We start from the raw sequence: 10,723 nt of genomic DNA, 5'->3' as shown, positions 1-10,723 counted from the left end.
GCGCCGAGCCCGCCGCCGCGCCGGCCGCGTTGCCGCCGGCCGACGTCGGCAAGGGCCGGCTGCTGACCCCGCGCGAGCGCGAGATCCTGGCGCTGCTGGAGCAGTCGATGTCGAACAAGCGCATTGCGCTGGTGCTCAACCTGAGCGTCGACACCGTCAAGTGGAACCTGCGGCAGATCTACGGCAAGCTCAATGTCTCGCGCCGCTACGATGCCATCCTGGTGGCGCGCAGCGCGGCGCAGCGGCCGGGCTGACCGCGCTGGCCGGCCGGCTGCGCGCGTGCCTTATTCCGCGGTGGCGCCGCTGGCCTTGATCATCTGGGCGACCACGGGCTCGGTCGCGTCGAATTCGCGCCGGAACTCCGCCGCAGAGTTGCCCACCGGATCCATGGCCAGCGCCTCGAGCCGCGCGCGCATGGCCGGCGACTGGATCGACGCCCGCGCTTGCGCTTCCAGCCGCGACAGGACCGCCGCCGGCGTGCCGGCGCGCGCAAACAGGCCAAGCCAGGCGGGCGAGCGCAGTTCCTGCTCTTTCAGCCCGGCCTCGGCCAAGGTCGGTACGTCGGGCAGTTCCTTGATGCGCTTGTCGCCCATCACGGCGAGGGCGGCAAGCCGGCCGCTCTTGATATGCGGGCCGAGCGTGCTCATCGAGCCGATCGCCCAGGCGACGTTGCCGGAGATCAGGTCCTGCGCCATCGGTGCTTCACCCTTGTAGGCCACGTGCGCCATGTCCAGGCCGCGCACCTGGTTCAGGTGCGCACCGACAAGGTGGGGGAAGGTGCCGACGCCGTAGGAGCCGTAGCTGACCTTGCCCTTGTTCTTCGCGGCCCAGTCCAGGAACTGCTGCACGTTTTTCGCCGGCACGTCCCGGTTCACGGCCAGCACGATCTTGCCGACGCACACCTCGGTGATGAAGGCCAGGTCCCGGCGCACGTCGTATGGCACGTTGCGGTACAGATGCGGCGTGTTGATCAGCGGCGAGGAGTGGGTGAGCAGGATCGTGTAGCCATCCGGCGCGCCGCGCGTGATGGCCTGCACCGCGATCACGCCCGCGCCGCCGGGCTTGTTGTCGACGATGATGGTTTGTCCGAGGCGCTTGCCCATGTCCTCGGCCAGCGCGCGCGCCACGGTGTCGGTGGCGCCGCCGGGCGGGCCCGGGACAACAAAGGTGATGGGGCGCGACGGGTAGCTCTGGGCACCGCTGGCGGCGCTCCACGCCATCGCTGCCATCGCGATCAGGGACTTCATGCGCATGATGTGATACCTCGGGAAAGGGGGTAGAAGGCTGCGCAGCAAGACTGGCTGCATGTGGGAAGTTATAGGATGCCAGGCAGCTTGCACGCCCCCCATTTCGGCTGGGCGGGATTGCCCTAGTTGGCGGCCAGTCAGCGTGGCAGCCAGGAAAAGAAAGCTCCGGCATGAGGCCGGAGCGAAGCACGCGGCCGGACGATGCCGGCCAGGTGGAGATTGGGTTGTACGGCGCGGCGCCTGCCGCGCGTGTGCGCCTTAGCGCGCTGCCATCAGCCCCAGGCCCTGTGCCTGCAGCTGGGCCACGCCATCGGCATCGAAGCCCCAGTCGCGCAGCGCGGCGGCGCCATGCTCGCCGCGCGCCGGCGCGGGCCCGGAGATCCCGGAGGGCGTGCCAAGGAAGCGCGGCGCCGGTGCCGGCTGCACCACGCCCGCGATTTCGACAAAGCTGCCGCGCGCGCGGTGATGGGGGTGGTTGGGCGCTTCGCTGAATTCCAGCACGGGTGCGATGCAGGCATCGCTGCCTTCGAACACGGCGCACCATTCGTCGCGCGTGCGGGTCAGGAAGACGGCCTCGAACTGCTTGCGCAGCGCGGGCCAGCCGTTGCGGTCGTACTGGGCCGGCAGATCCTTGCCGGCAAGGCCCAGCTTGTCCAGCAGCTCGGCGTAGAAGCGGCCCTCGACCGGGCCGATCGACATGTACTTGCCGTCGCGCGTGCGGTAGCTGTCATACCAGGGCGCGCCGCCGTCGAGCACGTTGGCCTGGCGCTGTTCGCGCCAGTTGCCCGAGGCCAGCATGCCCCAGAACACCGCGCCCAGTTGCGCGGCGCCTTCGGTCATGGCCGCGTCGACCACCTGGCCCTTGCCGCCGCGCTGCACATTGAGCAGCGCCGCCACCACGCCGAGCGCCAGCAGCATGCCGCCGCCGCCATAGTCCCCGACCAGGTTCAGCGGCGGTACCGGTGCCTGCCCGGCGCGGCCGATACCCGACAACACGCCGGACAGCGCGACATAGTTCAGGTCATGGCCGGCACGGTCGGCCAGCGGGCCGGTCTGTCCCCAGCCGGTCATGCGCGCATAGACCAGCTTGGGGTTGAGCGCCAGCGCGGTGTCGGGCCCCAGGCCCAGGCGTTCCATGGTGCCCGGGCGAAAGCCTTCGATCACCACGTCGGCGCGTTCGACCAGCGCCAGCGCCGCGCGCTGCGCTTGCGGCTGCTTCAGGTCCAGCGTGACCGAACGGCGGCCGCGTCCGGTGATATCCACGCGTTTGCCGGTGGCCGACTTGGGCCCCAGGTCGGCCGGCGCCGCCGGGCGGTCGACGCGCAGCACGTCGGCGCCCATGTCGGCCAGCAGCATTGCGCCGAACGGGCCCGGCCCGATGGCTTCGAATTCCAGTACGCGGATTCCGCTCAGTACACCCATGGTGGTTCTCCTCTTGCCCAGTCCTGTTTGCATGGGATGCACCCATGCCCTTGATTGCGCTTTTGCAGGTTGCAAGTAGACCAAAAGCCGGCACACCCTAGCCCCACCCGTATCAGGTAGGAGGCCGCCCACCCTTCCTGCGCTGCACAAAGGCGCTCCTATAATCGGTTCACCATGCGGCCGCCAGTGCGGGCCGGAAGACGAAGTGAGCCGGAGCCAGAAGTGAGCAATACCCAGCGCGCAATTGCAGCGCCAACGCGGACACGGCAGGCCGCACGCCTGTTGCCGGTCCTGAGCGAGCTCAGGCAGGAGGTGCGCTCGCTGAGCCGGCGTGCGCATCGTCTCGCGCTCGCGCAGGCCGACGGTGATGACGACGCCTGCCGCCATCGGCTGGCGCAGTTGTTCGAGCGCTGGATCGAAGACGGCTCGCCGCGCGCGCAGGTGGTCTGCTTTGCCTCGGCCGCCGAGTTCGGCCTGCCGCTGCACCGGCATGCCGAGCGCTGCCGCGCCGCGGCGATGTGCGACGGCTCCGATGCGGTGCGCGCGTTGTACTGGGCGGCGCTGCACCGCACGCGCAGCCGCGTCGGCATGACCGCGCGGATGGAAGATGCGCAGGCCGCAGTGCTGCCCGTGGTGGCGCCGCCACCGGCTGCCGCGCAGCTGCGGGTGCTGCCCGCCGCATCGGTGCGGCCGCCGTGCCGCCGCTGCGAGCGCCTGCGCCTGGATGCGCGCTGTGCCAACGGCCACGGTGCCTTGCGTCCGCTGGGCGACATGCAGTGGCGCAGCCTGGCCGCCGGCGTGCAATGCCAGACGCGCGAGCACCAGTGCGATACCTGCAGCACGCGCTGGACCCAGCACCGCAGCGCGGCGGATCCCTTTACGGCCTGGACCATCAGCCGGCGCGGCAACGCCATGTCGGCAAGGGATGCATTGACAGCCTGAAAGCGATGCGACGGCCATGCTGCAGTGGCCGGCAAGAACAGAACAGCGCGCCGGACCTTGCGGACCGGCGCGCCGTTTTACTTGCGGCTGTGCTAGGCCTTATGGTTCGGCAGCGGAGCGCCCTGCATCTCCTGCTCCTGCAGTTCGCGCCATGCGATCTTGCCGGTGGCGGAGCGCGGCAGGCGCTCGACAAACTGCACGATGCGCGGCGCCTTGTAGGTCGCCATGCTGGTGCGGCACCACGCCAGCAACTCTTCCTCGGAAACGCCGGCGCCGTCACGCCGCACGATCACGGCCTTCACGGTCTCGCCCCGGTGCGGATCGCGCGCGGCGATCACACAGGCTTCCAGGATGGCAGGGTGGGTATGCAGGATCGCTTCCACCTCGGCCGGCCACACCTTGTAGCCCGAGGCGTTGACCATGCGCTTGAGGCGGTCGCGCATGACGAAGTAGCCGTCGGCATCGACGCTGGCAAGGTCGCCGGTACGGAAGAAGCGCTTGCCGTCGATCGTGATAAAGCTCTCGGCATTGGCGGCGGGCTGGTTCCAGTAGCCCAGCATCACCTGCGCGCCGTGCACCACGATCTCGCCGACTTCGCCGCGCGGCACTTCGGCCAGCGTGGCGGGATCGATGACGCGCGCGTCGACGCCGTAGGTCGGCACGCCCAGGTGCCCGGAGCGCGGCGCGGCGAGCGGGTTGGCGATGATGAACGAGGCGGTCTCCGTCAGGCCGTAGCCTTCGACAAACTGCAGTCCGTAGCGCTCCTTCATCACCCGCGCGGTGCTGTCGGGCACCGCCGCGCCGCCCCCGACCACGCAGGCCAGGCTGCCCAGGTCAAATGATTCGACATCCGGCTGCGCGAAGAACTCCACCAGCATCGGCGGCGGCGCCGCCCAGAACGTGACGCGATGGCGCGCTACCAGCTGCGCCGCGGTGCGCCGGTCCCAGCGCGGCAGCAGCACGATGGTGCCGCCCATGTAGACCGGCGCGTTGACGCCGTTCTGCAGTCCGAGCAGGTGGAACATCGGCGCCACCGCCAGGAAGGTCGATTCGGCGTGCGAGCGCCGCCACAGCTGGGAGCCCGCCACCGACACCATCACCGTGCGGTGCGTATGCATGCAGGCCTTGGGCGCCCCGGTGGTGCCCGAGGTATAGGGCAGCATGCACAGGTCGTCCACGCCTGCGGCGCGCGGCGATGGCGTGATGCCGGCGGCCATGGCCTGCTGCCAGTGGACGGCGCCGGCCGGCAACGCCGCGCCCGACGAGCGCTGCTGCACCCAGTCCGGAATCGCGAGGCTGTCGTCGGGCTGCGCGGGCAGGGCATCGCCATAGTGATGCACGATCACGTGGCGCAGCGGCGTGGTGCCGACCAGCGGCGCCACCTGGCCGACCAGTTCGGTTGCGGCAAACGCGGCCACCGCGCCGCTGTCGGTGACGATATGGCGCAGCTCGTCTTCCAGCAGCATGGCGTTGGCCGGCACCACCACGGCATCGGCGCGCAGGATCGCGTGGTAGGCCACGATGAACTGCGGGCTGTTCTGGCTGAGCAGCACCACGCGGTCGCCTCGGCGCACGCCGCATGCCTGCTGCAGGTAGCCGGCCATGCGCTCCACCTGCGCCAGCAGTTCGGCATAGGTGGTGGCGCCGTGGTAGAACTGGACCGCGACCTTGTCGGGGAAGCGCCGGGCCGAGATCTCAAGGTTCTCCGCCAGGGTGGTGTGCGGCATATGGAAGACGCGCGGCACGTCGCCGAGCGCCACTGCGGCATCCACCGCAAGCGGGTCCGTGGGGGCGGCGGCGACGCCTGCATCGGGCAGATCGATGTGGGTCATGGTTGTCTCCTCTGTCATGTTGCAGTTGCCGTCAGAACGCGGTATCGCCATCCAGCAGCCGGCGCGCGATGGTGCGGCGCTGGATCTCCGAGGTGCCGTCGGGGATGCGCATGGTGCGCGCCCAGCGATAGCCGGCTTCGAGCCTGAGCTCATTGGTCAGGCCCATGCCGCCGTGGATCTGGATGGCGCGGTCGTAGACGCGGCCCACCATCTCGGTGGCGCCGGCCTTGACCATCGACACCTCCTTGGTGGCCGGCAGGTCGTGGTCGACCAGCCAGGCGCAATGCCGGATCATCGACTTGGCGGCATAGATGTCCATGGCGCTTTCGGCCAGCATCATCTGCACTGCCTGGTGTTCGGCGATGGGCTGGCCGAAGGTCTTGCGCACCCTGGCGTACTCCAGCGCCTGCGCCAGCGCCCATTGCGCCAGCCCCAGGCAGGTGGCGGCCATGCTCAGGCGGCCGGCGTTGACGCCGTCCAGCGCCACATTCAGGCCGCGGTCTGCCGGACCGAGGCGGTGGCTGTCGGGCACGCGCACGTTGTCCAGCGAGACGATGCCGATATCCGCGCCCAGGTGGCCCATGATCGGGATCACGCTCGGCACCGAGAAGCCCGGCGTACCGGTCGGCACGAAGAAGCCGGTGATGCCGCCCTTGCGGGCCCGCGCCTTCTCTTCATCCGTGACCGCGAAGATCATCGCGTAGTCGGCGTAGGGGGCATTGGTGATCCATTGCTTGGTGCCGTTCAGCACCCAGTGGTCGCCATCGCGTACCGCACGTGTGCGCATGCCCAGCACGTCGGAGCCGGCGTCCGGTTCCGACAGCCCGAAGCACATGGTCTTGTCGCCGCTGGCGAGCCCATCGCGCACGGTGTCGAGCAGGGCCGGGTCCATATGCCTGAGCACCGGCGACAGCCCGTTGGTGAAGGGCGACGGCAGCACCACGGTCTGCACCAGGTGGCGCTCCGGTCCGCAGTGCGCGTTCAGCCGCTCCTGGATATACACCGATGCCTGCGGCCCGAGCCCGCCGCCGCCGAGAGACTCGGCGCTGAGCGCGGTATAGAAGCCCAGCTCCGCCGAGCGCATGCGCACCTGGCGGCGCAGCGCCAGCACGGCAGGCGTGTAGCGGCCGTTCTCGTCGTAGATGGTGCGTTCGCTGCCCAGCAGGGCACGGTGCTCATGCTCCAGCGCGGCCACTTCGCGGTCGATGAACTTGATCAGCGCATCGCCGAATTCGACCCATTCGCCAGGGGTATCAAAGTCCATGTTGCTGCTCTCCTTAGTTGGTCCGCGTCCCGGTCCGCGGGACGCACGTTGTTCTGAGGGGGGCGTTCAGCCCGGGCTGCCGAGTTCGAGCACGGCGTCGACCGCATAGGCGCCCTGGCCATCGGGCAGCGCGATCACCGGGTTCAGGTCCACGGCCTGCAGGCGCGGTCCGGCGCCGGCGGCGAACACCGACAGCCGCGACAGCGTGCGCGCGAGCGCGCGGATGTCTGCCGGCGGGCGGCCGCGCGCGCCCAGCAACAGCGGCGCGCCGCGGATCGAACGGATCAGCCGCTCGGCGACGTCTTCATTGAACGGACAGCGGTGGAAGACCACATCGCGCAGCACTTCGACAAAGATGCCGCCCAGGCCGAACATGGCGATCGGCCCGAATGCCGGATCCTGCTTGATGCCAAGGATGCATTCGACGCCGCCGCTGAGCTGGCGCGCCACCAGCACGCCGTCCAGCTGCGCGCCGGGCACGGCGCTGCGGGCGCGGGCCAGCAGCGCGGGGAAGCCTTCGCGCACGCCGGCGTCGTCCTGCACGCCGAGCAGCACGCCGCCGATTTCGGACTTGTGCAGGATGTCCGGCGACAGGATCTTCATCACGACCGGGTAGCCGATCTCGCGTGCGGCGAGCACGGCGGACTCTGCATCCGTGCAGGCGCGCTCGGGCGCGCACGCGATGCCGGCGCCAGCCAGCAGGCGCTTGGCTTGCGCTTCGGACGGCGTTTCGTCGGGCAGGGCGACCGGCGAGACCGCGGGCAGCGGCTCTGCCTGCACCGCGAAGGCCTCTCCGTAACGGCCCATGGCGGCAATCGCCCGGACCGCGCGGGTGGGGTCTTCGAACACCGTGAAGCCCTCGTCTTCATAGGCGCGCAGTACCTCGCGCGGGCCCTGCAGCACCAGCACATAGAGCCGGTCCGGGTAGCGCTCTCGCAAGCGCGCCAGCTGGCTGCGCAGCTCGGGCGCCACCGACGGCGTGCTGCCGGCATACGTAAAGAAGCCGAGCACCGAGCGGTAGCCGCCGTCGCGCACCATGGCTTCGGTGAAGGGCTCGATCAGCGACAGGTCGTTGACGAACTGCGCGGTGGTGTCCACCGGGTTGCGCGGCGAGCAGATCGGCAGCAGCTCCAGCAGGCGCGACTGCACCGGGGCCGGCATCTCCGGCATCGCCAGGCCGAGCTCCTCAGCGGCATCGGAAACGATCACCCCGGCGCCGCCGCTGACGGTGATCACGCCCAGCGTGTTGGCGGCGGGGAAGATGCCGCGCTGGGCCAGGCGCACGATATCGAGCATGTCCTCGGTGCTGCGCGCGCGCACCACGCCCAGTTCAGCCAGCACCGCGTCCACCACGGCGTCGTCGCCGGCGATGGAGGCCGTGTGCGAGCGCGCCGCGGCGCCGCCCAGCTCGCTGCGTCCGACTTTCATCATCACCACCGGCTTGCGTGCCCGGCGCGCCGCCTGCAGGGCCGACACCAGGCCATTGCCGTCGTTGATGCCCTCCGAGTACAGGGCGATGACCCGGGTGGCGGGATCATCCACCAGCAGCTGCAGCGCATCGCCCAGCGTGAGGTCGGCCTCGTTGCCGGTCATGATGACGCTGGACAGGCCGATGTCGGCGTTCCGGGCTGCCATCGCCAGGTGGCCGCCATAGGCGCCGGACTGGCTGACGATGCCGACCGAGCCGGCGCGCAGCGTGCCCAGGCCAATGCTTGACGCGAAGCTGCCGACAAAGCCGATATGCACATTGACCAGGCCAAGGGCATTGGGCCCGAGCAGGCGGATGCCGGTGCGGCGCGCGATGGCCAGCAACTCTGCCTGGCGTGCCTCGCCGTCGCCGCCGACTTCGGCGAAGCCGGCGCTGAACAGGATGGCGGCGCGCACGCCGCGCTCGCCCAATGCAGCGATGGTGTCCGGGACGTGCGCGGCCGGCACCGCCACCACTGCGACGTCGGGCGTTTCAGGCAGGTCGGCGACGCTGGCGTAGGCGGTCAGGCCCTGTACCTCGGCGTGTTTCGGGTTGACCGGCAGGATGCGGCCGGCGTAGCCAAGCGCGCGCATGGCCGCGATGGGGCGCCCGCCGATCCGCGCGGGATCGTCGGAAGCGCCGATGATGGCGACCGAGCGGGGATGCAGCAGGAAGGCCAGGGAAGGGGATGCAGTCATGGAAGTCACTTTGGGTTGATGCAAAGGCGGCGGTGCCGCAGGCAAGGCCTGCGGCACCGCGCGGCTCAGGCCAGCGTGAAGGTCGGTACCGGGGCGCCGCCATCGCTGGGCGAAAACTTCACCTGCACCTTCTGCCCGATCCGCACCGTGTCGAGGTCGCAGTCGACGATATGGGTCATCATGGCCACGCCTTCTTCCAGCGTCACATAGGCGATGCAGAACGGATTGGGGCCTGCGCGACGCGTCACGCTGAAGCTGTAGATCGTGCCGCGGCCGCTGGCCTGCTTCCATGAGGTGGTGCCCATGCAGAACGGGCACAGCACGCGCGGATACCAGTGGGGCTTGCCGCAGTCGTCGCAGACCTTGATCAGCAATTGCCCTTCGCGCGCGGCCTGCCAGAAGGGCAGGTTGTCGGGCTGCTGGTCCGGCGCCTTGTAGGCAATGGGGGTATGTGGGGTCGTCATGTCATTGCTCTCGCGCATCATTCACGTTCAAGGATCAGGGTGGCGCTGCCGTGGCGCGAGCCCAGGTAGCCGCCGGTGCCTTGCGCCAGCGCCAGGTCGCAGTTGGCGACCTGCACCGTCGGATGGGCCTCGCCGCGCAGCTGGCGCACGGCTTCGATGACCTTGGTGATGCCGCCGCGGTTGGCCGGATGGTTGTTGCACAGGCCGCCGCCGTCGGTGTTGATGGGCAGCTTGCCCACGCCCGAGATCAGGTTGCCGTCGGCGACGAACTTGCCGCCTTCGCCTTTCTTGCAGAAGCCCAGGTCTTCCAGCTGCATCAGCACGGTAATGGTGAAGCTGTCGTAGATCGACGCATACTTGATGTCGGCCGGGGTAACGCCCGCTTCGGCAAACGCCGCCGCGCCCGAGAAGCGCGCACCGGACCAGCTCAGGTCGACTTCGCCACCGAGCTGGCCCTTGATGTACTCGCCGGCGCCGAGGATCTTCACCCTGGGCCGCTTCAGGGTGGCGGCGATTTCCGGGCGCGCCACGATCAGCGCGCCGCCGCCGTCCGATACCACGCAGCAGTCGAGCTTGTGCAGCGGATCGGAAATCATCGGCGAGCTCAGCACGTCCTCGACCGTGACCACGTCGCGCAGCATGGCATGGGGGTTGTGCCGCGCGTGGTGCGATGCGGCCACCTTGACCCAGGCGAGCTGCTCGGCGGTGGTGCCGTACTCGTGCATATGGCGCATGGCCGCCATCGCGTACAGGTTGACCGTGACCGGGCTGAACGGGCTCTCGAACGGCGCGTCGGGCAGGTTGGCGCCCCAGTTGCGCGCCTGGGTGCCGCTGGAGCCTTCCGAACGCGGGCGGCCCGCCAGCGTGATCAGGGCCACATTGCACTTGCCGGCCGCGATGGCCTGCGCCGCGTGCGAGACATGGACCAGGTAGGCCGAGCCGCCGGTGTCGGTGGAGTCGACATGGCGCACCCTGAGGCCGAGATAGTCGACCATGTTGACCGCGCCCAGCCCCGGCGCGTCGCCGGCGCAGAAGTAGCCGTCGACGTCAGCCAGCGTCAGGCCGGCGTCTTGCAGCGCGCCCTTGGCGCTCTCGGCGTGCAGCTGCGCCACCGACTTGTCCGGTGCCTTGCGGGTCGGGTGCTCATAGGCCCCGACGATATAGGCCTTGCCGTTGATGCTCATGATGGTGTCCTCCGGGATGGCATGGGGGTCAGATCGGATCCCAGCCGATCACGTCGGGGGAGCGTTCCAGCTTGAAGAAGCTGTTGCGCATGGCCGGCATGGCGATCTCGCCCACGGTTTCAGGGGTCCAGCCTTCGCTCATATGCACCGAGCGCACCGGGCGCGGCTGGCTCATCAGGATGATCTCGTTGGCGCGCACCGC

Annotated in this window: 9 protein-coding genes and 1 pseudogene; 2 read left to right on the top strand and 8 right to left on the bottom strand. The window is 69.6% G+C overall.

Going from position 1 to position 10,723, the window contains the following annotated elements; all coding sequences use genetic code 11:
• On the top strand, window positions 1–254 hold a 254-nt coding region (locus AC3WLF_RS31210; RefSeq protein WP_492359302.1), incomplete at its 5' end, for a response regulator transcription factor.
• A 30-nt stretch (window positions 255–284) separates the two neighbouring features.
• Here AC3WLF_RS31210 and AC3WLF_RS31205 read toward each other — a convergent pair.
• Together AC3WLF_RS31205 and AC3WLF_RS31200 are read right to left on the bottom strand one after the other, a co-directional pair.
• Window positions 285–1,253, bottom strand: coding sequence for a Bug family tripartite tricarboxylate transporter substrate binding protein (locus AC3WLF_RS31205; protein ID WP_492321045.1), 969 nt, complete (start codon window positions 1,251–1,253; stop codon window positions 285–287).
• A gap of 252 nt (window positions 1,254–1,505) precedes the next feature.
• Window positions 1,506–2,669 (bottom strand): CaiB/BaiF CoA transferase family protein, encoded by a 1,164-nt coding sequence (locus AC3WLF_RS31200; protein WP_492359301.1) that lies wholly within the window; start codon window positions 2,667–2,669, stop codon window positions 1,506–1,508.
• 222 nt (window positions 2,670–2,891) lie between these two features.
• Here AC3WLF_RS31200 and AC3WLF_RS31195 point away from each other — a divergent pair, with 222 nt between their 5' ends.
• Window positions 2,892–3,611 (top strand): hypothetical protein, encoded by a 720-nt coding sequence (locus AC3WLF_RS31195; RefSeq protein ID WP_492321047.1) that lies wholly within the window; start codon window positions 2,892–2,894, stop codon window positions 3,609–3,611.
• 92 nt (window positions 3,612–3,703) lie between these two features.
• Here AC3WLF_RS31195 and AC3WLF_RS31190 read toward each other — a convergent pair whose 3' ends face one another.
• The 6 genes and pseudogenes from AC3WLF_RS31190 to AC3WLF_RS31165 all read right to left on the bottom strand — a co-directional run.
• The gene (locus tag AC3WLF_RS31190; protein WP_492321048.1) at window positions 3,704–5,443 is read right to left on the bottom strand and encodes a long-chain fatty acid--CoA ligase; all 1,740 of its coding nucleotides are present in this window, start codon (window positions 5,441–5,443) and stop codon (window positions 3,704–3,706) included.
• Window positions 5,444–5,474: 31 nt separating this feature from the next.
• Window positions 5,475–6,707: an acyl-CoA dehydrogenase family protein gene (locus tag AC3WLF_RS31185; protein WP_492321049.1), complete on the bottom strand. Its 1,233-nt coding sequence runs from the start codon at window positions 6,705–6,707 to the stop codon at window positions 5,475–5,477.
• 66 nt (window positions 6,708–6,773) lie between these two features.
• On the bottom strand, window positions 6,774–8,873 hold the full coding sequence (locus AC3WLF_RS31180; protein ID WP_492321050.1) for an acetate--CoA ligase family protein: 2,100 nt from the start codon (window positions 8,871–8,873) through the stop codon (window positions 6,774–6,776).
• A gap of 65 nt (window positions 8,874–8,938) precedes the next feature.
• Complete coding sequence (locus AC3WLF_RS31175) at window positions 8,939–9,337, bottom strand: Zn-ribbon domain-containing OB-fold protein (protein ID WP_492321051.1); 399 nt, start codon at window positions 9,335–9,337, stop codon at window positions 8,939–8,941.
• 17 nt (window positions 9,338–9,354) lie between these two features.
• Window positions 9,355–10,521 carry a thiolase family protein gene (locus tag AC3WLF_RS31170; RefSeq protein ID WP_492321052.1) on the bottom strand — a complete coding sequence of 389 codons (1,167 nt, stop codon included), beginning with the start codon at window positions 10,519–10,521 and terminating at the stop codon, window positions 9,355–9,357.
• A 28-nt stretch (window positions 10,522–10,549) separates the two neighbouring features.
• Window positions 10,550–10,723: pseudogene (locus AC3WLF_RS31165) on the bottom strand (3-hydroxyacyl-CoA dehydrogenase); the annotation flags it as partial.

This window comes from Cupriavidus sp. FW306-01-F10A, assembly GCF_058782785.1.
The sequence above is the reverse complement of the archived record's forward strand: the minus strand, read 5'-3'. Positions and strand labels throughout refer to the sequence as shown.

Excerpts from the sequence above, each read along its gene's own strand:
- AC3WLF_RS31205 (WP_492321045.1), bottom strand. The coding sequence starts at position 1,253 with ATGCGCATGAAGTCCCTGATCGCGATGGCAGCGATGGCGTGGAGCGCC.
- AC3WLF_RS31200 (WP_492359301.1), bottom strand. The coding sequence starts at position 2,669 with ATGGGTGTACTGAGCGGAATCCGCGTACTGGAATTCGAAGCCATCGGG.
- AC3WLF_RS31190 (WP_492321048.1), bottom strand. The coding sequence starts at position 5,443 with ATGACCCACATCGATCTGCCCGATGCAGGCGTCGCCGCCGCCCCCACG.
- AC3WLF_RS31185 (WP_492321049.1), bottom strand. The coding sequence starts at position 6,707 with ATGGACTTTGATACCCCTGGCGAATGGGTCGAATTCGGCGATGCGCTG.
- AC3WLF_RS31180 (WP_492321050.1), bottom strand. The coding sequence starts at position 8,873 with ATGACTGCATCCCCTTCCCTGGCCTTCCTGCTGCATCCCCGCTCGGTC.
- AC3WLF_RS31175 (WP_492321051.1), bottom strand. The coding sequence starts at position 9,337 with ATGACGACCCCACATACCCCCATTGCCTACAAGGCGCCGGACCAGCAG.
- AC3WLF_RS31170 (WP_492321052.1), bottom strand. The coding sequence starts at position 10,521 with ATGAGCATCAACGGCAAGGCCTATATCGTCGGGGCCTATGAGCACCCG.